The sequence below is a fragment of the Arthrobacter sp. FW306-2-2C-D06B genome (assembly GCF_021789175.1).
Classification (GTDB): domain Bacteria; phylum Actinomycetota; class Actinomycetes; order Actinomycetales; family Micrococcaceae; genus Arthrobacter.
The window spans coordinates 2,464,472-2,486,228 of record NZ_CP084560.1; the positions used below are offsets into that span (position 1 = coordinate 2,464,472).

General features: G+C 63.9%; 18 protein-coding genes. 12 read left to right on the forward strand and 6 right to left on the reverse strand.

The annotated features are described in order from the left end of the window. Positions 1-51 precede the first annotated feature (51 nt). Both dnaJ and LFT47_RS11540 read left to right on the forward strand, forming a co-directional pair. Positions 52-1,182 (forward strand): molecular chaperone DnaJ, encoded by a 1,131-nt coding sequence (dnaJ, locus tag LFT47_RS11535; protein ID WP_059390014.1) that lies wholly within the window; start codon positions 52-54, stop codon positions 1,180-1,182. A 2-nt stretch (positions 1,183-1,184) separates the two neighbouring features. Beyond that, the gene (locus LFT47_RS11540) at positions 1,185-1,961 is read left to right on the forward strand and encodes a 16S rRNA (uracil(1498)-N(3))-methyltransferase (RefSeq protein WP_236810847.1); all 777 of its coding nucleotides are present in this window, start codon (positions 1,185-1,187) and stop codon (positions 1,959-1,961) included. A gap of 33 nt (positions 1,962-1,994) precedes the next feature. Here LFT47_RS11540 and LFT47_RS11545 read toward each other — a convergent pair whose 3' ends face one another. Further along, the gene (locus LFT47_RS11545) at positions 1,995-2,930 is read right to left on the reverse strand and encodes a GerMN domain-containing protein (protein ID WP_236810849.1); all 936 of its coding nucleotides are present in this window, start codon (positions 2,928-2,930) and stop codon (positions 1,995-1,997) included. A 373-nt stretch (positions 2,931-3,303) separates the two neighbouring features. Between LFT47_RS11545 and LFT47_RS11550 the strand changes: the two genes are divergently transcribed. The 5 genes from LFT47_RS11550 (at position 3,304) to LFT47_RS11570 (ending at position 8,788) form a co-directional block, all read left to right on the forward strand. Beyond that, a complete protein-coding gene (locus tag LFT47_RS11550) occupies positions 3,304-4,392 on the forward strand; it encodes a PhoH family protein (protein ID WP_236810851.1) in 1,089 nt (362 codons plus the stop codon). Next, complete coding sequence (gene ybeY / locus LFT47_RS11555; protein ID WP_236810860.1) at positions 4,389-4,862, forward strand: rRNA maturation RNase YbeY; 474 nt, start codon at positions 4,389-4,391, stop codon at positions 4,860-4,862. The genes LFT47_RS11550 and ybeY overlap by 4 nt, the downstream gene beginning before the upstream one ends. Next, a complete protein-coding gene (locus LFT47_RS11560) occupies positions 4,859-6,190 on the forward strand; it encodes a hemolysin family protein (RefSeq protein WP_236810862.1) in 1,332 nt (443 codons plus the stop codon). The genes ybeY and LFT47_RS11560 overlap by 4 nt, the downstream gene beginning before the upstream one ends. Continuing rightward, complete coding sequence (gene era, locus LFT47_RS11565; RefSeq protein WP_236810864.1) at positions 6,174-7,136, forward strand: GTPase Era; 963 nt, start codon at positions 6,174-6,176, stop codon at positions 7,134-7,136. The genes LFT47_RS11560 and era overlap by 17 nt, the downstream gene beginning before the upstream one ends. Positions 7,137-7,210: 74 nt before the next feature. Then, positions 7,211-8,788, forward strand: a complete 1,578-nt coding sequence (locus LFT47_RS11570; protein ID WP_236810867.1) for an LCP family protein — start codon at positions 7,211-7,213, stop codon at positions 8,786-8,788. A 22-nt stretch (positions 8,789-8,810) separates the two neighbouring features. Here the strand turns inward: LFT47_RS11570 and LFT47_RS11575 are convergent, their stop codons facing one another. Continuing rightward, on the reverse strand, positions 8,811-10,763 hold the full coding sequence (locus LFT47_RS11575) for a M13 family metallopeptidase (RefSeq protein WP_236810868.1): 1,953 nt from the start codon (positions 10,761-10,763) through the stop codon (positions 8,811-8,813). A 251-nt stretch (positions 10,764-11,014) separates the two neighbouring features. Between LFT47_RS11575 and leuA the strand changes: the two genes are divergently transcribed. The 3 genes from leuA (at position 11,015) to LFT47_RS11590 (ending at position 14,414) form a co-directional block, all read left to right on the forward strand. Beyond that, positions 11,015-12,754 carry a 2-isopropylmalate synthase gene (gene leuA, locus LFT47_RS11580; RefSeq protein WP_236810870.1) on the forward strand — a complete coding sequence of 580 codons (1,740 nt, stop codon included), beginning with the start codon at positions 11,015-11,017 and terminating at the stop codon, positions 12,752-12,754. Between the two features lie 68 nt (positions 12,755-12,822). Continuing rightward, a complete protein-coding gene (gene recO, locus LFT47_RS11585; RefSeq protein WP_236810872.1) occupies positions 12,823-13,593 on the forward strand; it encodes a DNA repair protein RecO in 771 nt (256 codons plus the stop codon). A 2-nt stretch (positions 13,594-13,595) separates the two neighbouring features. After that, positions 13,596-14,414, forward strand: a complete 819-nt coding sequence (locus LFT47_RS11590; protein WP_236810874.1) for an isoprenyl transferase — start codon at positions 13,596-13,598, stop codon at positions 14,412-14,414. Positions 14,415-14,453: 39 nt separating this feature from the next. On the opposite strand, the gene LFT47_RS11595 is transcribed toward LFT47_RS11590, so the two are convergent. From LFT47_RS11595 to LFT47_RS11605, 3 genes are read right to left on the reverse strand one after another with little or no spacing between them, the layout of a single operon-like run. Continuing rightward, entirely contained in the window at positions 14,454-15,527 is a 1,074-nt protein-coding gene (locus LFT47_RS11595; protein WP_236810876.1) for an alpha/beta hydrolase, read from the reverse strand. Beyond that, on the reverse strand, positions 15,524-16,546 hold the full coding sequence (locus LFT47_RS11600; RefSeq protein ID WP_236810878.1) for an alpha/beta hydrolase: 1,023 nt from the start codon (positions 16,544-16,546) through the stop codon (positions 15,524-15,526). The genes LFT47_RS11595 and LFT47_RS11600 overlap by 4 nt, the downstream gene beginning before the upstream one ends. 9 nt (positions 16,547-16,555) lie before the next feature. After that, complete coding sequence (locus LFT47_RS11605) at positions 16,556-18,238, reverse strand: FAD-binding dehydrogenase (RefSeq protein WP_236810881.1); 1,683 nt, start codon at positions 18,236-18,238, stop codon at positions 16,556-16,558. A 68-nt stretch (positions 18,239-18,306) separates the two neighbouring features. Here LFT47_RS11605 and LFT47_RS11610 point away from each other — a divergent pair, with 68 nt between their 5' ends. Then, the gene (locus LFT47_RS11610) at positions 18,307-19,407 is read left to right on the forward strand and encodes a quinone-dependent dihydroorotate dehydrogenase (protein ID WP_236810883.1); all 1,101 of its coding nucleotides are present in this window, start codon (positions 18,307-18,309) and stop codon (positions 19,405-19,407) included. 100 nt (positions 19,408-19,507) lie between these two features. On the opposite strand, the gene LFT47_RS11615 is transcribed toward LFT47_RS11610, so the two are convergent. After that, positions 19,508-20,101 (reverse strand): DUF3043 domain-containing protein, encoded by a 594-nt coding sequence (locus tag LFT47_RS11615; protein WP_236810884.1) that lies wholly within the window; start codon positions 20,099-20,101, stop codon positions 19,508-19,510. 121 nt (positions 20,102-20,222) lie between these two features. Between LFT47_RS11615 and LFT47_RS11620 the strand changes: the two genes are divergently transcribed. Next, positions 20,223-21,650, forward strand: coding sequence for a dipeptidase (locus LFT47_RS11620; protein ID WP_236810885.1), 1,428 nt, complete (start codon positions 20,223-20,225; stop codon positions 21,648-21,650). Positions 21,651-21,757: the final 107 nt, after the last annotated feature.

Sequence of the window (21,757 nt, forward strand, 5' to 3'; positions counted from 1 at the left end):
GCGCCTCGCAAGAAACGCAGTGGAACCGTAAACAAGGAAGAGATACCGACTTTGAGCAGTCACTATGACGTTCTGGGCGTCTCGCCGGAAGCAACCGGCGAGGAGATCAAAAAGGCCTACCGCAAACTCGCACGTAAGCTGCACCCCGATGTGAACCCCGGGGCCGGAGCAGCCGAGGAATTCAAGGCGGTGACCCACGCTTACGAGGTCCTCTCCGACCCACAGAAGCGCCGCGTCTACGACGCCACTGGCAACGAGAACGGGACCGACAACGGTTTCGGTGGAGGATACGCGGGCCAGGGATTCGCCTTCCAGGACATCTTCGATACCTTCTTCGGCGGAGGAGGTGGCGGCATGCAGGGCCCCGCATCACGTATGCGCCGCGGGCAGGACGCCCTGATCAGCGTTCGCATCGACTTGCGTGAGGCCGTGTTCGGTGTCAACAAGAAGCTTGAGGTGGACACCGCCGTCATCTGTCCCACGTGCGAAGGCTCATGCTGCCGTCCGGGGACCCACCCGGAGCGCTGCGACATCTGTGGCGGCTCGGGCCAGGTCCAGCGGGCTGTGCGCTCGATCCTCGGCCAGGTCATGACTGCCGCACCGTGTGGATCGTGCGAAGGTTTCGGCTCGATCATCAAGGATCCTTGCAATGAGTGCAACGGCCAGGGCCGCATCCGCAGCCGCCGTTCACTGACCGTCAAGGTGCCTGGCGGCGTCGCTACCGGGACCCGCATCCAGCTGTCGTCGCAAGGCGAAGCAGGTCCCGCGGGCGGCCCTCCCGGCGACCTCTACGTGGAGATCCGGGTCAACAGTGACTCCACCTACATCCGCGAAGGCGACGACCTTCACGCCACGCTGAGCGTTCCCATGACTGCCGCGGCACTGGGTACTGAGCTGCAGCTTGAGACTTTCGACGGTCCCCAGGAAATTGACGTCAAGTCCGGCACGCAGTCCGGCGAAGTCATCACCCTGCGCGGCCTCGGCGTCACCCATCTTCGCGGCTACGGCAGGGGAGACCTCAAGGTGCACCTGCACGTAGAGACGCCCGGCAAGCTCGACGCCGCCCAGGAAGACCTGCTTCGCCAACTGGCCAAATTGCGCGGAGAGCAGTTCACCGAAGGCAAGCTCGTGGCCAGTGGCGGTATGTTCGCGAAGCTGCGGGACAAGCTCGGTAACCTGTAGCGGTGAGCAACCCCGTATTCTTCGCAGCAGCCGGAACGCTTGACGGGCTCGGCCCTGGAGACACTTTCGTGCTCGACGGCGCCGAAGCCACGCATGCTGTCACCGTCAAGCGCCTGGAAATCGGCGAAGCCGTCGATATTGCCGACGGTGCCGGAAAACGGCTCACGGGCACCGTGACCGAATCCGGGCAGGGAACCCTGACAGTCCTTGCCTCCGCTGTCCAGGAGGAGCACCGGGCACCCGTGCGGCTCGTGTTGGTCCAGGCCCTCGCGAAGGGCGACCGTGACGAACTTGCCGTCGAGACGGCAACGGAACTCGGGATCGACGCCGTCGTGCCCTGGCAGGCGGAGCGTTCGATCGTCCGTTGGAAAGGTGAGCGGGCTGCCAAAGCCCACGCGAAGTGGCAGTCCGTCGCCACGGCAGCCGCCAAGCAGGCGCGGCGCGCGTGGATTCCCGAGGTGCGTGCCGCCGTCGACGGCTCCGGCCTGGCTGCGGCGGTTGCCGCGGCTGACTTGGCGATCATCCTGCATGAGGACGCGAAACGTCCGCTGCGGGATGTCCTGGAGAAGTGGCACGCCGAGGTTTCCGACGCGGATGCCGGAACGGGCCGGGAAGTCCTGCTCATCGTCGGCCCGGAGGGTGGCATTTCACCGCGCGAAGTGACGAAGCTCAGCGACGTCGGCGCGGTCACCGCGCTCTTGGGCCACCACGTGCTTCGCTCGTCGACGGCGGGACCCGCCGCCGTCGTGCTCGCCAGTGACATTCTGGGGCGCTGGTAGCCCGCAGCGCACGTCCCGGATCAGCGCACGTCCTCAGCGAACGCTGAAAATACGGGTATCTGTCGCGACGTCGGCGTCGTTCGGCCCCACCAAGGAAACCCGCAATTCATAGCGGCCCGCTCCGAGCCCCACCGTGAGGCTGAAGGCTCCGCCTTGTCCGGGAACGGTAGAAGCAGTGGTCTGCCCGGCGAGGTAGGAGGACTTGTCGCCGTTTGGATTGTCGCGAAGGATTTGCCAATGCAGTTTCTTCGACGGGTCCGTGCTCCGGCCGTTGAACTTGATCGGACCGGCAGGCAAGGTCAGATCCTCCTGCGGGTCGATGATCCACACCGGTGCCACCATGGATGCGTCGCGGACCATCGGATCGCCTAGTTTGACCTGCCCGAAGGCCATGTAATCCGTGTGCCCGTCCACCAGGATGGTCACCTTGATCTGCTGTCCTGAATCGATCAGTCCTGAACTCGCGGCCGCTGCGGTGGCGGTATAGACGAGTTCCTGGACCGCCCGCTGTGCCATCCCGGCGTCGAGATTGGAATTGAACGCGTCGCGGGAAACATCGACAGTGACGACGTTCTTACCGGAAATCGAGCTCGCCAGGCTGCCAGGGTTCTGCCACGGCGTGAAGAAATCGTGATCCAACGGCTTCTGGGACATCATGATCCGCAGGGCCGTGGTGATGGGGTTCTCGTTGCCAGGGTTGTCACGGAATTCGCGGTACAGGAAGGTGTCCGTGTCGCTACGCCCAATCCAATACACGGGGATCTTGTTTGAGGCCTGGGTTGTTTCGAGCGGAGCATTGCTGTCCGGCACCGTCTGCAGCGCAACTGTCGGGGTGGGGACCGGAGTCGTGGATCCCTGTCCCGTGCGATCGGCAATGCAGCCAGACAGGAACAAGGCAGCCGTCAAAGCGGTCACAAGCATCGCGGAGCGTTTCCGGATGCGTGTGCCGTGTGGAGTGACGGCTGGCATGGTGATGGTGGATTCCTGCTCGTGTTCGGCCGCGGTGGTGCGGGGGAGTCATGCGCCCGGGGGCCGGGCACAGGGGCATTTTGCCCATGAATCAGCTTGTCACAGTCTCCCGGGCCCGGGCTGGCGTTTCGATACCCCGGCGGCCAACTGCAATCCGATTGATACGAGGTCGATGCCGAGTTGATACCTAAGCGGCATGGTCCGGCCGACCGCAGCCCCGCCGGGCACGGTCTGGAACCACCCCGGAGACTGGCTGGCGTAGGATTGAAAGCAATCCGAGGCCCGCGATCGTGCGCCCATCCAGCAGACGGACATCGGAGAAAATCGATGGACATCACCAAGCCGGAGGAGCACAGGCCGCAAGGCCAGCACTATGACAGAATCATTGAACGGGCGGCCCAAGGCCGGCAGCGTTGACACAGGTCCGGCCGAGTTCCCACATTCTGTCCCGGGCGCCCGGACGGAAGTTGTCATCTTCGACAACTCGGATCAGATGGTTCAGACCCTTGGCAGCCATGACGAGGCGTTGCGCTACATCGAAGCCCAGTTCCCCGGCGTCGACTTTCATGTGCGCGGCAATGAGCTATCCTTCAGCGGACCGTCGAGCGATGTTCCCCGGATCATGCGGCTTCTGGAGGAAGTCCGCGGCCTGGTCGGCAAGGGGACGGTCATCACTCCGGACGTGCTCCAGCAACTCGTGTCCTTGTTGCGCAGCCAATCCCTCCAAAACCCCGTCGAAGTCCTGACCCACAACATCCTTTCGAGCCGCGGGCGCACCATCCGCCCCAAAACGCTCAACCAGAAGAACTACGTCGACGCCATCGACGACAACACCGTGATCTTCGGGATCGGTCCTGCGGGCACCGGCAAGACGTACCTCGCGATGGCCAAGGCCGTCCAGGCACTGCAGCTCAAGGAAGTCAGCCGCATCATCCTCACGAGGCCTGCTGTCGAGGCAGGAGAGCGCCTCGGCTTCCTGCCGGGAACCTTGAGCGACAAGATCGACCCGTACCTGCGTCCTTTGTACGACGCCTTGCACGACATGATGGACCCGGAATCGATCCCGCGCCTTATGGCTGCCGGGACCATTGAGGTAGCACCGCTTGCGTACATGCGCGGCCGCACGCTCAACGACGCGTTCATCATCCTTGATGAGGCCCAGAACACCACCGCGGAACAGATGAAGATGTTCCTGACCCGCCTGGGCTTCGGCTCCAAGATGGTTGTGACGGGTGATATCACCCAGGTGGATCTGCCCTTCGGCGCCACCTCGGGCCTGCGCATCGTCCAGGAAATCCTCAACGGAATCGACGGCGTGAACTTTACGATGCTGGACGCTTCCGACGTCGTCAGGCACCGGCTTGTCGCCGACATCGTGTCCGCCTACAGCACATGGGATGAAAAGCACCGGGTGCGTGCCCAGCACACGCCGATCCACGACAAACGGGGAGAACACCGATGAGCATCGAGGTCAACAACGAGTCCGGCGTCCAGGTGGACGAGGCACAATTGGTGACGCTTTCACGCTTCATCTTCGAGCGGCTCTACATTCACCCCCAGGCCGAACTTTCCATCCTCCTGGTGGATGAGCCTGCCATGGAAAAGCTCCACATCGAGCTCATGGACGAACCCGGCGCTACCGACGTCCTGTCTGTTCCGATGGATGAGTTGACGCCGGGAACGCCAGGCAAGCCGGCTCCGCAGGGCATGCTCGGCGACATCGCCATCTGCCCGCAAGTGGCCGAGGTCCAAGCCCGCAACGCCGGTCATTCGACGCAGGATGAAATGCTTCTGCTCTGCACGCACGGGATCCTTCACCTGCTCGGTTTCGACCACGCCGAACCGGAGGAAAAGGCAGAGATGTTCGGCTTGCAGCGTGAGCTGCTGTCCGCGTTCCTTGGCAAGGACGCCCCCATGGAGACCATGCTGTGACCTCGCTCATCCTGGTCGGGATGGCGCTGGTGTTCCTCAGTTTCGTCGCCCTGCTGACCGCGGCTGAGGCTGCCTTCACCTTCCTGCCGCGGCACGACGCCGAGCAAGCAATCGTCAAGAGCCGGGGGAATGCGCTTCGCAGCATCCTCGCGCAGCCTATCGCGCACATCCGGGCGCTGCGTTTCTGGCGGGTCTGGTTCGAGATGGCGGCAGCGGTGGCCGTCGCGGTCGTCATGCATAGCCTCCTTGAGAACGTCTGGCTTGCCGGTTTGGCAGCGACGGGCATCATGGCCGTGATTGGTTTTGTTTTGGTGGGCGTTTCGCCCCGTCAACTCGGACGCGCCCACTCTGGCGGCGTGGTTCGCTACTCCGCCCCGCTCATCAGGTTCCTGTGCTGGATCCTGGGTCCCATACCTGGCTGGCTCGTGAGGATCGGCAGCGTGGTGGCACCCGGTGCGCCCAGCGGCGATGAAGCTTTCTTCAGCGAGGAAGAATTCCGTGAACTCGTCGACAGGGCAACGGAATCCGACATGATCGAGGACAGCGAGGCCGAACTCATCCAGTCGGTCTTCGACTTCGGCGACACCCTGGTGCGCTCGGTGATGGTCCCTCGAACGGACATTGTGAGCATCGAGTCCGGATCCAGCCTGGAGCAGGCCATGGCCCTGTTCCTGCGCTCCGGGTACTCAAGGATCCCCGTTATCGGCGAGAACGCGGACCAGATCCGCGGCATTCTCTATTTGAAGGACGTCGCTGCAGCTTTGCACCGCCCGGATCAGCCATCAGTGCGCCAGGACATTGATGCCATAGCCCGCGAGGCACGTTTCGTACCCGAGTCAAAGCCTGTCAGCGACCTCCTCAGCGAGCTCCAGCAAGAATCCACGCACGTGGCCGTAGTGATTGACGAATACGGCGGCACGGCCGGACTGGTGACGCTGGAGGACCTCATCGAGGAAATCGTGGGGGAGATCGTCGATGAGTACGACTCCAACGATGCGGAGGTCACTGATTTGGGTGATGGCACGTACCGCGTCAGCTCACGGATGAGCATCGACGACCTCGGCGAGCTTTTCCACATTGACCTCGACGACGACGAAGTGGACACAGTGGGCGGCCTCCTGGCTAAAACCCTGGGCAAGGTGCCGATCGTAGGCAGCGCAGTGAGGGTGGATGGGATCTCCTTGAAAGCCGATAGGCTGGAAGGCCGGCGAAACCGGGTCAGCCATATCATTGCGGCAGCCATTCCAAAAGAAGACACTGACCTTGAAGACCTTCTCGACGAGGCCGACACAACGCAACAGGGAGTTCCACGTGAGCAAGCACAATAAGAAGTTCGACGCCGATCAGGACTTCGGCGGCTTCCACGCGGGTTTCTCGGTTCTTGTGGGCCGCCCGAATGCCGGCAAGTCCACGCTCACCAATGCTTTGGTTGGCCAGAAGGTGGCCATCACCTCGGCAAAGCCGCAAACCACGAGGCACACGATCCGGGGCATTGTCCACCGGGAGGACGCACAACTTATCCTCGTGGACACTCCTGGCCTGCACCGCCCGCGCACCCTACTTGGCAAGCGGCTCAACGATCTCGTCGCGGACACCCTCTCGGAAGTGGACGCCATTGGTTTCTGCCTGCCCGCCAACGAGAAGATCGGACCGGGCGACAAATACATTGCAGCCCAGCTCGCCGCCGTCGGGCGCAAGCCGATCATCGCACTTGTCACCAAGACCGACCTGGTGGACCGCCAGGCCTTGACCGAGCAGCTCCTGGCTGTAGCCGCATTGGGCCGCGAAGTCCTCGGCGATCAAGGCTGGGCCGATATCGTTCCGGTTTCCGCGACCGACGGCTTCCAGGTCAGCACGGTCGCCGACGTCCTCATCGGCCACATGCCTGCTTCTCCGCCCCTCTACCCGGACGGCGAACTCACCGATGAACCGGAAGCCGTCATGGTCGCCGAACTTATCCGGGAAGCAGCCCTGGAAGGCGTCCGGGACGAGCTTCCGCACTCGTTGGCCGTGGTGGTGGAGGAAATCCTGCCCCGCGAAGGCCGTTCCGAAGACAACCCGCTCCTCGACGTGCGGGTCAATTTGTACGTTGAACGCCCGTCCCAGAAGGCCATCATCATCGGCAAGGCCGGAAGCCGGCTGCGCGAGGTCGGAACGAACGCCCGCAAAGGCATTGAGGCCCTTTTGGGAACCAAGATCTACCTCGACTTGCACGTCAAAGTGGCCAAGGACTGGCAGCGCGACCCGAAGCAACTCGTGAAGTTGGGATTCTAGCCGCTGGGGATATTCCCAGTTTGGGCCCGTAAAATGGTCCGAATCCCATTTTCCGAGGAAAGGTTGAGCGAGTCGTGCGACGTCGCGCTGCACGCGTTCAGGAGCCCGGCACCATAGGTGCCCCCGGCGCTGCACGCCACGGGGAAGCTCCCGGCACCCCCCGCCACATGAATGCTCCGAAGGGCCTCCCGCTCTGGCTCAAGGTCACCGCCGTGACGGTGTCGGTGCTGCTGGTCGCCGGTATCGCTTTCGCCGCCTACTGGGTCATCCGCCTGCAGTCGAACATCAGCAAAGCACCTTTGTCGGCAGGCGCGCCGAGGACCGAGGCCGCTGCAAACGACGCCACGGACCGCCAGCAGATCCTCATCCTTGGGTCCGACACGAGGGACGGGAAGAACTCGCAATACGGTTCAACGCAGGACTCCACCGGCTATGGCCAGTCGGATGTCATGATGCTGCTGGACATTTCGGCGGACAACAAGAGGGTGAGCCTCACCAGCTTTCCCCGCGACCTCTTGGTGGATGTTCCGAAGTGCACCGATCCCAAAACCCATACCGTCTATGAAGCCCATTCCAACGTCATGATCAACTCGGCCATGGCGGAAGCCGGGATCGGTTGCGCCGTGGACACAGTGAACAAACTCACGGGACTGCAAATCGACCACTTCATGATGGCCGACTTCAACGCCGTCAAGGAGCTGTCCAACGCCGTCGGCGGAGTCAACGTATGCGTGAGCGACGCCGTCTATGACCCTGATTCCGGACTCCGGCTCCCCAAGGGAACATCGAGCGTCCAGGGGGAGCAGGCCCTTGCCTTCCTCCGGACCCGCCACGGTTTTGGCGACGGAAGTGACCTCGGCCGCATCCAGGCGCAGCAGGGTTTCCTCTCTTCGCTGACACGGAAGATCAAGTCCGACGGAACGCTAAGCAATCCGCAGAGCCTTTTGTCCATCGCGGATGCCGTGACAAAGAACCTGACCGTGGACGAAGGCCTGGCATCGGTCCAATCGCTCCTGACCATCGGGAGCCGCCTCAAAGACGTTGACTTGTCCAAGGTCGCGTTCGTCTCGGTTCCCACCCAGCCCGCCGCCGTCGATCCCAACAGGCTCGAATTGGTTGAACCGCAGGCCACCCAGCTGTTCGCCGCCATGCGCGCGAACCTGGACCTGACCATGCCGGGGGCCACGGCCAGTCCTTCGCCCAGTCCTTCGCCTGCGGCATCGGGCGCCCCGTCCAGCAGCGCGGCACCGGCGCCGGGCACTCCCGCTGTTCCGGCCTATGACAAGGCCCTTCAGCCAGTGACCGTGGCCGACGGAACGGGCATCGCGTCCCGCGGACAGGAGATCGCCGCTGCCCTGGTTGGCGGCGGATTCACGAAAGCCACTCACTTCCTTGCAGCCGCCATTCCCAAGACGGTTGTCTATTACGGGACCGGCTATGCCGATGTCGCGCCGGATGTCGCGAATCTCCTGGGGATCCCTGCCTCGCAAGTCGAACTATCCAAGGGTGTCGTCGGAGTCCAGGTCTATATCGGAAGCGACTTCGATTCCGGGACCAAGTACGGAGTTGCCTCCGTTCCGGCCGACGTCGTCAAGCAGACAGCAGGCGATGTGAAATGCCAGGCGGTCAACCCGGCACTCATCGCGAGGTAGCAACCCAGGAAACTCCCGGGGCCTACCAGATGCTGACGCGCTCCTCGGGCGAAAGCCACATTCCATCCCCGGCTTCCACCGCGAACGCCTCATGGAACGAGTCCAGGTTCTTGGCGATGGCATTGGTCCGGAACTCGTTGGGGGAGTGCGGGTCCGTAGCGACGCGCCGGATGGCTTCCTCCGGACGAATGACCTGACGCCAGCCGGCAGCCCAGGACATGAAGAAGCGCTGCTGGCCCGTCAGCCCTTCAAGGACGGGCGGCTCAGCACCGTCAAGGCTCAGGAGGTAGGCCTTATAGGCGATGGTCAGGCCACCCAGATCGCCGATGTTTTCGCCGAGCGTGAGCTTTCCGTTGACCTTGTGCTCGGGGGCGGCATAGGGGGCAAGGGCGTCGAATTGGGCCACGAGCTTCGCCGCCAGTCCTTCAAAGGCCTTGCGGTCATCCTCGCTCCACCAATTCCGCAGCGCACCACTCCCATCGAACTGTGAGCCTTGGTCGTCGAAGCCATGGCCGATTTCATGGCCGATGATGGCGCCGATGCCTCCGTAGTTGACCGCGTCGTCAGCCTCTGCGGTGAAGAAGGGTGGCTGCAGGATCGCAGCGGGGAAGACAATCTCGTTCAACATCGGGTGGTAGTACGCGTTGACGGTCTGCGGGGTCATGAGCCACTTGTCGAGATCCACTGGCTTGCCGACCTCGTCGAGGTGACGGTCGACGTCGGCGTTGTGTGCCCGCTCGACGTTTCCCAGAAGATCGCTCGGGTCAATCTCGACGGCGGAATAGTCGATCCATTTGTCCGGGAATCCAATCTTGGGGCGGAAGGCCTCAAGCTTTTTCAGCGCTTCAGCCTTGGTGTCCTCACCCATCCAGTCAAGCGCCGTCATGCTCTGGCGGTAAGCCTCGATCAGTTTGGCAACCAGCGTCTGCATCCTGGCCTTGTAGCCTTCGGGGAAGTGGCGCTCAACGTAGATCTGGCCGACCGCCTCGCCAAGGGCGGCTTCGACGACGGCGACTCCGCGCTTCCAGCGGTCCTTGTTCTGCGGAGTGCCACTCAGCGTGGTGCCGTAGAAATCGAAGTTTGCGTCTACGAACGCCGACGACAGATAGGGGGCGGCGGCATTGAGCACGCGCAGGGCCAGCCACTCCTGCCACGTGGCAAGGGACTCGGACTCGACGAGGGCGGACGCGCCGGTGAAGAAATCGGGAGTACTCACCACGAGCTCGGTGAATTTGTCCGCTTCAATCCGCGCCGAATCGAACCACGCGTCAAGGTAGGGGAACAGTTCGCGGCCCTCCTCCGCGGTCTTGAGGTTGTAGGTCTTCTGCGGATCGCGAAGGGTGACGTTGTCCCAGTGGTGCGAGGCAAGCGACTTTTCAAGGGCAACAACGCGTGCGGCGGCATCCTCGGCGTCGGGAATGCCTGCCAGGCCGAAGAGTTTGGCGACGTATTTCACGTAGGCGCTGACAATGCCTTCGAACTTCCCGTCCCGATAGTAGGACTCGTCGGGAAGGCCCAGGCCGCCCTGGCCGATGTACAACAGGATCCGGTCCGGGTTCCCGGCGTCGGGAGCGGGATAGATGGAAAACAGGCCGGAAACGTCCGAGCGGAACAACCGCCCGGTCAGGGAAACCACTTCTGCCGGCGAAGCCGTGGCAAAGACCTCCGCGAGCCGGTGGCGGATGGGTTCCATGCCCTTGGCCTCGGTTGCTTCCTCGTCCATGAAGCTGTTGTAGAGCCCGCCTACTTTGCGCTCGATGCCGCTGGCTTCCGCGCCCTTTGCGGCAGCTTCCTCGATGATCGCTTTGACTGCCAGTTCAGCGCCATCCCGCAACGCCGTGAACGTTCCCTCAAGCGGGCGGTCGTCGGGGATGACCGTCGACTTCAGCCACGCGCCGTTGACATGCTGGTAAAGGTCGTCCTGCGGCCTGACGCTTTCATCGATGTTGGACAGTGTGATCCCCGACTGTGGCACAAGAACTCCTTCGGACGACGAGCGGAACCGGCTCACCGCCGTTCCCGCGTCTGCATAGTGGACGTTGCTTCAGGTATTGCATTGTCATCATACGCACCCGTGTTAGTGTGAAATGGTGCGTGCAGGAATGCTTCTCCTTAGCTGCCGCGGCGGGGCCTCGTAGGCGATCATTCGCTAGGCCAACCCTCGCTGCGGAGTTAGCTATGCCCGGCCAATCTTCCATCAAAGATTAAGAGAAAAGGCCCCAAGTCATGCGCAACGCACAAAAGCCCTCCGGAATGCCCATTCATCGGTACCTGCCTTTCCAGGACCAGATCAATGTCGAGCTGCCGGACCGCACCTGGCCGGACAAGGTCATCACCAAGGCTCCGCGCTGGTGCGCAGTGGACCTCCGTGACGGCAACCAGGCCCTGATCGACCCCATGAGCCCGGCCCGCAAGCTGAAAATGTTCCAGCTCCTGGTCAAGATGGGCTACAAGGAAATCGAAGTCGGCTTCCCCTCCGCTTCGCAGACCGACTTCGATTTCGTGCGGCAGCTCATCGAAGGCGGCCACATTCCGGATGACGTCTCCATCCAGGTCTTGACCCAGGCGCGTGAACACCTGATCGAGCGTACATACGAATCCCTCGTGGGCGCCAAGCAGGCCATCGTCCACCTCTACAACTCCACGTCGGTCCTGCAGCGTCGGGTGGTGTTCAACCAGGACGAGGACGGGATTCTGGACATCGCCCTCCAGGGTGCCCGTTTGTGCAAGAAGTACGAGGAAACCCTCACGGACACCCACATCACGTACGAGTACTCGCCGGAGTCCTTCACCGGGACCGAGCTTGAGTACGCAGCGCGCGTTTGCAACGCGATCGCCGACGTGTTCGAAGCCTCCGCGGACAAGCAGGTCATCATCAACCTGCCCGCCACCGTGGAAATGGCAACACCGAACGTCTACGCGGACTCCATCGAATGGATGCACCGGAACCTGCACCCCCGTGACGGCATCATCATCTCCCTCCACCCGCACAATGATCGCGGCACGGGCGTTGCGGCCGCGGAGTTGGGCTACCTGGCCGGCGCCGACCGCATCGAAGGCTGCTTGTTCGGCAACGGCGAGCGTACCGGCAACGTGGATCTGGTGACCCTTGGCCTGAACATGTTCGTCCAAGGCGTCGATCCAATGATCGATTTCTCGGACATCGACGAGGTACGCAGGACCGTGGAGTACTGCAACCAGTTGCCCGTTCCCGAGCGTTCCCCGTATGGCGGCGATCTGGTGTTCACGGCGTTCTCCGGTTCGCACCAGGACGCCATCAAGAAGGGTTTCGAAGCCCTCGAGAAGGACGCGGCCGCGGCCGGCAAGGCCGTGGACGACTTCACGTGGCAGGTTCCCTACCTGCCGATCGATCCGAAGGACCTGGGCCGCAGCTACGAAGCCGTTATCCGGGTCAACTCCCAGTCCGGCAAGGGCGGTGTGGCGTACTTGCTCAAGAACGAGCACAGCCTGGACCTGCCGCGCCGGGCACAAATCGAGTTCTCCGGCGTCATCCAGCACCGCACCGACACCGTGGGCGGCGAAGTCAGCGGAGCCCAGCTGTGGGCGATGTTCCAGGACGAGTACCTGCCCGCCAGCACGGCCGATGGCCAGTGGGGACGCTATTCCCTGGGCTCCATCCGCACCGAGACCGATGAGTCCGGCGAGCTTACCCTGCATGCAGCCCTGCGCATTGACGGCACGGTGGTCCAGCGAACCGGCACGGGCAACGGCCCGATCGCGGCCATGCTGGACATCCTGCGTCAAGACGGAGTGGACGTCCGCGTCCTGGACTACTCGGAACATGCCCTTTCCGAAGGTGGCAGCGCCACCGCCGCAGCATATGTTGAATGCGCCGTTGGCGAGCGGGTCCTCTGGGGAGTCGGTATCGATCCCAACACGAGCACCGCGGCGCTCAAGGCGGTCATCTCCGCCGTCAACCGAGCCATCAGGGCCGTCCGGGCATAGCCATTTGCCGTGCGGCGCCGTCAACACGGCGCCGCACGGCTTCGCCGGACCCGATAAGGCCCGGTGTGGTGCGAAGATTAACTGTGGCCAATCCTTCGTCGTTTGCAGCGCGGTCCTATCGGGACGATGCCGTAGTGCTGCGCACCCACAAACTGGGCGAAGCGGACCGCATCATCACTTTGCTGACCAAGCACCACGGACAAGTAAGGGCGGTCGCCAAGGGCGTACGGCGTACCAGTAGCCGGTTCGGTGCCCGCTTGGAGCCGTTCATGGTGGCTGACCTGCAACTCGTTTCCGGCCGCACCCTGGACATCGTCACCCAGGCTGTCGCCAAAGGCGCCTATGGGAGTTCGATCGCCGCCGATTACTCCCGGTACACCGTCGCCGCCGCCATGACGGAAACGGCGGAGAAACTGACGGACGCCGACGCCGATTCTGGAACCGCCCAATACAACCTCCTTGTCGGGGCCCTTGCCGCGTTGAGCCGTTCCGACCACCCGCCGGAACTCATTCTTGACTCCTACCTGCTCCGCGCCTTGGCAACCGGCGGTTGGGCGCCCAGTTTCACGGATTGCGCCCGCTGCGGGGCGAGAGGTCCGCACACAGCTTTCTCCGCTCCCTTGGGCGGAATGATCTGCAACGACTGCCGCCCGCCCGGCTCGCCGGCACCCGCTCGCGAGACCGTCGTCTTGCTGGGCGCGCTCCTGACGGGGGACTGGGCTACTGCGGACGTGTCCGAATCCTTGCATCGCCGCGAGGCCGCCGGGTTGGTGGCGAGTTACCTGCAATGGCACCTTGAACGAGCATTGAAATCCCTCAAACATGTGGAGCGAAGCTGAAAGTGGCACTGGGAAAAAAGAAGACGGCAACGGCGCGAACCACCCCGGTAAAGGCCCCTTACGACCATCCCTCGGGCGCCAGGCCGCCGGCCATCCCTGCCGAACTGGTACCGCGGCACGTCGCGATCGTCATGGACGGCAACGGCCGCTGGGCGAACCAGCGCGGCCTTCCGCGCATCGAGGGCCACAAGGCCGGGGAGCCGGCCCTGCTGGATGTGATGGCGGGTGCGATCGAAATGGGCATCAAGTACGTCAGTGTCTACGCTTTCTCCACCGAAAACTGGCGCCGTTCCCCCGAAGAAGTGCGCTTCCTCATGGGATTTAACAAGGACGTGCTACGTCGGCAGCGCAACCAGCTCGATGAGTGGGGCGTGCGGATCCGTTGGGCCGGGCGGCGGCCCAAGCTCTGGGGTTCGGTCATCAAGGAGCTGGAGGAAGCCGAGGAGTACACGCGCGGCAACGACACGTGCACCCTGACCATGTGTGTTAACTACGGCGGCCGAGCCGAGATCGCCGATGCCGTGGCCGCGATCGCCCGGGATGTCGCTGATGGCCGCCTGAAGCCCGGATCGGTCACCGAAAAGACCATCCAGAAGTACCTCGACGAACCGGACCTTCCGGATGTGGACTTGTTCCTGCGGAGCTCCGGTGAGCAGCGGCTCTCGAACTTCCTCTTGTGGCAATCCGCCTATGCGGAATTCGTCTTCATGGACACACTGTGGCCCGACGTCGACCGCAGGACTTTGTGGGACGCCGTCGAGATCTACGCCAAACGGGACCGCCGATATGGAGGCGCGGTAGACGCTGCGGCACCCCGCTGACCGCGGTCCAGAATTAGCACGAGCGTGCTTTGAAGCCGCTCAGTCCGGATAGGAAGCCAGCCAGATGGCCACGTCCCTGTAGGCCTGCTGCCGGACGGTACGCCGTGACAGGAACACATCGTGGAGTGCACCCGGATACCGGAATACCGCCGTCCGGCGCCCGAGGCCCAGTGCCCGGCGGGCAGTCTGCTCGACGTCGATCACGGCGTCGACGCGCATGAGCTCCGCGGTCCACTCAGCCTGGATCCTGGTCCGGCCGGAAAGCAACACCAGCACCGGCGCGTCGATATTGAGTTTGCGTTCGACGGCGGCGTGGCCCGCCAGGACTGCCTTGGTCCACCCGGCGCGGATCGGGAAGGACGCCCGCGGCCTCCATTCCGGATCAAGGGTCCATTCGCCGTGGGCCAGGTTGCTCACGCTTTCCCAGTAGGCCGGCATCTCCGGGAAACGGAAAGGACGCTTGGGGTCAGTGCGCGCAAACGGTTCCACAAGACGCATCGCCATGCTGCGGATCAAGCTGCTGCCTTGGAGCTCCAGCCACGGCGAATTCAACGTCAACGTGGCAATGCGGCCAGGATTCCGGTCAGCCCAGAGCGCCGCGATCAGGCCGCCCAACGAATGGGCCAGGAGGTGGATGGTAGGTGCCTCCGCGCTACCCGTCAGCTCGGCGAGATCCTGCCGGATGGCCTGCAGCGCGGCGTCGAGGTCTTCGTCATAGACCGTCAGGTCTGTGGTGTAACCAGGAGTTTGGCCCGGCCGCAGGCTCCGCCCGAATTTGCGCAGGTCGAGCGCATAGAAATGGAACCCCGAGGCGCCCAGGTACTCGGCCAGTTCCGTCTGCATGAAGTAGTCGGCCCAACCGTGGAGATACAGCACCACTCTCGGCGGCCCCTTGGTAACGGGAACGTCGCTCCGGCGCCGGCGTCGAGTGAATGCCGTCAGCGCATCCAGGAGTCCGTGCGGTACCGATGGTGCGGCCGCCGGGCGCACGTGCCGGACGAGGGTGGCGCAGACCGGTCCCTCTTCGTCCGGTGGAAGTTCGAGCTCCAAGGCCTCGAAACCGCCGCCCAGAAAGTCTCGTTGCCAGACCGGCAATCCCAGTTCCGTGGTCATGGCAATTCTCCCGCGCTATCCGTTCCTGGCGCATTGGTGATGTACCCGCGAATCCAACGCGCTAGCCTGTCGTAAGCGTCGGCGCGCACCGGACCGGCCGACAGGAAGACATCGTGGAGGCCGCCATCCACGCGTTCCAGGGTGACGGTCCGGCCAAGGGTCATGGCGCGGACGGCCATGGTGTTGACGTCCAGGACGGCGTCCGAATGCCGCATGGACTCCTGCCACACCATGCCGTTGGCGCTCGCCCCGGAAATCAAGACCAGGATCGGGATGTCTATTCTCAGCCCCCGGGCTACCCTCGAGTGGCCGCTGAGGACCGCGCTGAGCCAACCGGCCCGCATGGGGAACGCCAATGGCGGGCGGTATTTTTCGTCGAGGAGCCATTCACCTTCGGCCGAGCTGCTGATGCTGCGGAAATAGAAGCCTCGTTCAGGCAGACGGAGGATTGTCTTGGGCCGGAACCGTGCGAGCGGCTTCACCATCGTCTGCGCGGCGCGGCGGACCACGGAACTTCCGTGCATTTCAAGCCACGGGCTGTTCAGTACGAGGTACTGGACGGAGCCTGGGTGGCTGCTGGCCCACAAAGCGGCAACGAGGCCCCCGGTGGAATGTCCCATGAGGGTCAACGAACCGGGCTCCTGTCCATGCTGGTCGGCGGAACGGATCATGTCGATGGCTTTGCTGATTTCGGCGTCGTAGTCGTTCAGGTGCTCGACGTAACCGCCTGGCGTGTCCGCTTGCAGGCTGCGGCCATGGTTGTGCATGTCCAACGCGTAGAACTGGAAACCTTGTCCCGTCCAGAATTCCGCGAGGGCGACGTTGAAAAAGTAATCACTCCAGCCGTGCAGGAACAGGACCGAACGGTTGGCCGGCAGGGGAGGATCACCGGGACTTCCGGCGCCCTGGCGCGGGACATGGCGGACGAGCGTTGCGCGCCGGACAACTCCATCAGGTCCGGTCGCCTCGAATGCGCAACTCTCGAAGTCCGCACCGAGGATATCGGTCTGCCACTCCATGGGAACAGCTTAGACACTCGCCGCGGCATCGCGCCCGGCTGCGCGTCCGGAGAACAGGCAGCCGCCGAGGAACGTTCCTTCCAATGCCCGGTAGCCATGGATTCCTCCACCGCCGAAGCCGGCAGCCTCGCCGGCCGCGTACAAGCCCGGCACGGGAACTCCGGAATCGTTGAGCACGCGTGAACGAAGGTCCGTTTGGAGTCCGCCGAGGCTCTTACGCGTCAGGACAGAGAGCCGGACAGCCAGGAGCGGGCCTTGTTTCGGGTCGGTGAGCCGGTGCGGAGGGGCCACCCGCATGATCTTGTCGGTGGCGAATCGCCGGGCCGCCCGGATCGCGGCGAGCTGCGGATCCTTGCCCAGCCCGCTCACCACTTGCAGGTCCCGGTCGTGGATGAGTGAATCGAGCCGGGCGGGATCTATCAGCGCTGAACCGGTCAGCTGGTTCATTTTCGCGGCGAGCTCGGCGGGCGTTGCGGCTTGCAGGAAGTCAACGCCACGGTCAAGGAAGAGGCGCAATGGCGAGTCGCTGCCGGGACTGAGCCTCGAGGCAAGGAGCCTGATGTCCTTGCCAGTGAGGTCCGGGTTCTGTTCCGAGCCTGAGAGGGCGAACTCCTTCAGCGCGATGGTGCGGTTGCACACAAACCACGAATGCCCGTGGCCGCTCGCCAGGATATGCCGGAGGGCGCCCAGCGAGTCGAAGCCCGGAAACAGCGGGGCTGGCAGCTGCCGTCCCGTCGCGTCAATCCACAGCGACGACGGACCGGGCAGTATCCGGATGCCGTGCGAAGGCCACACAGGGGAGTGGTTGTGGATGCCTTCGGGGTAGTGCCACATGCGGTCGCCACTGATGAGCCGCCCGCCGACGGCTGCGGCGGCAGCGAGGAACTCGCCGTCGACCGACGCGGGTACACCGCTGAGCATGCTGTCCGGCGCACTCCCGCCGGGCCATTGCCTCCGCACCAAAGCATGGTTCCCGCCGATCCCGCCGGTGGTCACGATGACCGCGCCCGCGGTCGCCGCAAAATGCCCGACGACGGTGCTCGGCGACGCTTCGCCGCGTCCGGCTCCGGACGCCTCCAGGATTTCGCCGCCGACCCCGGTGACGCGGCCCGCCGTCGTCGTGATCTGCGTGGCGCGGTGCCGGAAGTGGAGGGATATCCTCCCGCGGTCCGCGCCTTCGTTGACTTTTGCCAGGAACGGTTGCACGACGCCGGGTCCCGTGCCCCACGTGACATGGAACCGCGGGACGGTGTTGCCGTGGCCTTGGGGACCATAGCCGCCGCGTTCGGCCCACTGCACGAGCGGAAAGAGCCGCACGCCAAGGGAGTGCAGCCACCGGCGCTTCTCGTCGGCGGCGAAATCCACGTAAGCTTCTGCCCACTGCTTGGCCCAGGAGTCTTCCGGCCGGTCAAAGGCCGCGGACGCCAGCCAGTCGCTCAAGGCGAGCTCGGCGCTGTCCTTGACCCCCAGCCTCCGCTGCTCGGGGGTGTTGACCAGGAACAATCCGCCGAAAGACCAATGTGCCTGGCCGCCCACGGAGGCGGGCGGTTCCTGGTCCAGGACAGCAACCCGTTTGCCGTCGGCGTAGGCTTGGGCGGCGGCGACCAGTCCCGACAATCCCGCGCCAATAATGACAACATCGGCGTCGACGATTGCCCGGGAGTGAACTCCATCACGTGGATTGCTCGGCATTCGTACATGCTACCGCCCGGTAACCGCCCTGGTTTGGTGCGCGACCCGTAAACCGGAAAACTAGGACCATGCGCGTTTACCCCACATTCTTCAAGCTGGCCTTCTCCTGGATGGATGCCGAGAAGGCCCACAAGATCGGCTTCCAGGCGATCCGCTACGCACACCGCTCAGGCGCAGGACGCGTCCTGGCCAAAATGACGGCCCCGCATCCCTCCCTGCGCACGGAGGCTTTCGGGCTGACGTTCCCTTCGCCCTTCGGCCTCGCGGCCGGCTTCGACAAAGAGGGCCACGGAATCGAGGCCCTCGCTGAACTGGGCTTCGGCCACGTGGAAGTAGGAACGATCACCGGCCAGGCACAGCCCGGCAACGAGAAGCCACGGCTTTTCCGCCTGATCGAGGACAAGGCCGTGATCAACCGCATGGGCTTCAACAACGACGGCGCGGCAGCCGTGGCCCCAAGGCTCAAAGCCGCGAGGGCGGCCTTGCAGCGGACGCATTCAGGGGTTCGTCCCGTGATCGGAGTCAACATCGGCAAGACCAAGGTTGTCGAGCTCGACGACGCCGTCGAGGACTATTTGGTCAGCGCACGCAACCTGGCACCCGCCGCCGACTATCTCGTAGTGAACGTGAGCTCGCCCAACACGCCGGGACTGCGACTGCTCCAGAACGTCGAGACGCTCCGCCCCCTCCTTCGCGCCGTCGGAGACGCCGCTGACGAATCCGCCGGCCGTCACGTGCCGCTGCTCGTCAAGATCGCGCCGGACCTGAGCGACGAAGACATCGACGACGTCGCCAGGCTCGCCTTGGACCTCAAGCTCGACGGGATTATCGCCACAAACACCACCATCGGCCGGGAAGGCCTGACTTCGGATCCGGACAAAGTGGAAGCGTGCGGCGCCGGCGGACTCTCCGGTGCGCCGCTCAAGGGGCGTTCGCTTGAGGTACTGCGCCGGCTGAAAGCTGCTGTGGGGGAGGGCCTCGTGCTCATCGCCGTCGGCGGAGTGCAGTCCGCGGCCGACGTCCAGGAGCGGCTCGATGCCGGAGCAACCCTCGTTCAGGGATACACGGCATTCCTCTACGAAGGTCCGTTCTGGGCCGCCGGCATCAACAGGGCCTTGGCCAAACGTCGCAGTCAAGCGTCGCCGCTGAGCAGGGGGACGAGCATCTGAACCGCACCTGAACCGCCAAGTGCGGACAAAAAGACCCTGGAACAGCTGTTCCAGGGTCTTTTGATTCGTCGGACTGTTGTCCTTGGCGATCGGGGGGGTATTAAGCGGGGTACTGGCCTCGCTGCACCTGCGGCTTCGGCAGGCGCAGTCGACGGAATTGCAGGGAACGCATGCTGCCGTACCAGACCGTGCCGCGCTCGACGTCGCCGAACTTCTGCGTCAGGCCCTTGCGCAGCTTGCGGGAAAGGATGAACACATCCGCGAAGACCGCGAGGAACATGACCCAGAAGCCGATCAGGATATAGCTCAGGGCATCGCTTCCTGAAGGAATGACGAAGGAGATGACCACGAACAGCAAGGCACCGAACATCAAGTACTCGCCGAGGCTGAAACGGGCATCGACATAGTCGCGCGCAAAACGCTTCTGGGGCCCCTTGTCCCGCAGCGGCAGGTACTTTTCGTCCCCGGTGTCCAAGGCCTGGCGCATTTTCTGGCGCTGATCCTGCACGGCAATGCGCTCGGCTTCCTTCGAGGCCTTGCGGTCCGTCGGCACGAGGGGGCGCTTGCGGGCCGCTTCCTGTTCCTTGCGCTTGGGCGTGGGAGCGCCCTTGCCAGCGCCTTTCACGGCGGCATCGGCGGCAAGCTGGTCTACTTGGTCTTGAGCGCTCGGCTCATCCTTTTTACGTCCAAACACCACTACAGAATACCCCGCAGGAACCGCCCCAAAGTCGACGTGACGTGCCGCCCCGGGAATGAGCCCGCCACGCCGCCAGGTCCGGTTCCCCAGCGGCACTCCCGGCGGTAGTGTTTTCGCCATGACTTCAATGAATGCGGAGATCCCGCAGACCTTTTCCGGCGGCTCCGGCACGATCAATGTTGATGCGCTCAAGTCCTCGATCGATGCTTCTTTCGACGAGACCATGACCCGCTTGAAGGACCTGGTCGCTATCCCTGGGATCGCCTGGCCCAGCTTTGACCCGGCTGAACTGGAGCGGAGCGCCGAGGCTGTTGCGTCGCTGGTCCGTGAGTCGGGCTTCCGCGACGTGCAGATCCTGCGCTGCGACAAGGCCGACGGGACTCCCGGAGGCCCTGCCATTGTTGCCCGCCGCGTTGCCGCGCCGGGCAAAGCAACGATCCTGCTTTATGCGCACCACGATGTGCAGCCGCCGGGCGACGTGACCTTGTGGGACACCGAGCCCTTTGTGGCCGAGGAACGCGATGGCCGCCTGTATGGCCGAGGCGCAGCCGACGACAAGGCCGGAATCATGGCCCACCTGGCTTCCTATGCCGCTGTAACCCAGGTACTGGGGGACGATTTCGGCCTTGGGGTCACCTTGTTCTTCGAGGGCGAAGAAGAGGCTGGCTCGCCGACGTTCCGCACTTTCCTCGAAACACACCGCGAGCTCCTCGAAGCGAACGTCATCGTTGTTGCGGATTCAAGCAACTGGAAGGTCGGGGTTCCCGCGCTGACAACCAGTCTCCGCGGCTTGGTGGACGGCACCTTCGAGGTGCGGGTCCTGGATCACGCCGTGCACTCCGGCATGTTCGGTGGTCCCGTGCTGGATGCGCCGACTCTTCTGTCCCGCCTCATCGCCACCCTGCACGACGACGACGGAAACGTGGCCATCGAGGGCCTGGTGGCAACGGACGACGTAGTAGAGGACGTTGACGAGGAACAGTACCGCGCCGATGCCTCCGTGCTCGACGGCGTACGGCTTGCCGGCAGCGGCAGCATCGCCTCGCGGCTGTGGACCAAGCCCGCGCTCTCCATCATCGGCATCGACGCACCCGCCGTCGACGTCGCGTCCAACACGCTGCTCCCCGCCGCGCGGGCAAAGTTCAGCCTGCGCCTTGCTCCCGGGCAGGATCCCGATGCCGCCATGGACGCAGTGGGACGGCACCTGGAGGCGAACGCACCCTTCGGAGCGAAGGTGACGTTCGTACCGGGGGAGCGGGGCAACGCCTTCTCCACCGATACAACATCGGCCGCGGCCCGGATAGCGATGTGGGCACTGGGCGAAGCCTGGGGCGTGCCGGCCGTTGAAATGGGGATCGGTGGATCCATACCCTTCATCGCGGATCTCACGGAAACCTATCCCGATGTCCAGATCCTGGTGACTGGTGTCGAGGACCCTGACTCCCGGGCCCACAGCGCCAACGAATCGCTGCACATCGGCGATTTCCGCAATGCCGTCGTGGCGGAGGCACTCATGCTCGCCCGTTTGAACATGGAAGGCCTCTGAGCCCCCTCCTGCAGCGACCGGAGAGCCGACCGGGGAACAAGGTAACGCTCCCTGCGGTTACGTTAGAAGTTATAGCTATGCGCCGGCTCGACGTAGCATGTAGCTAT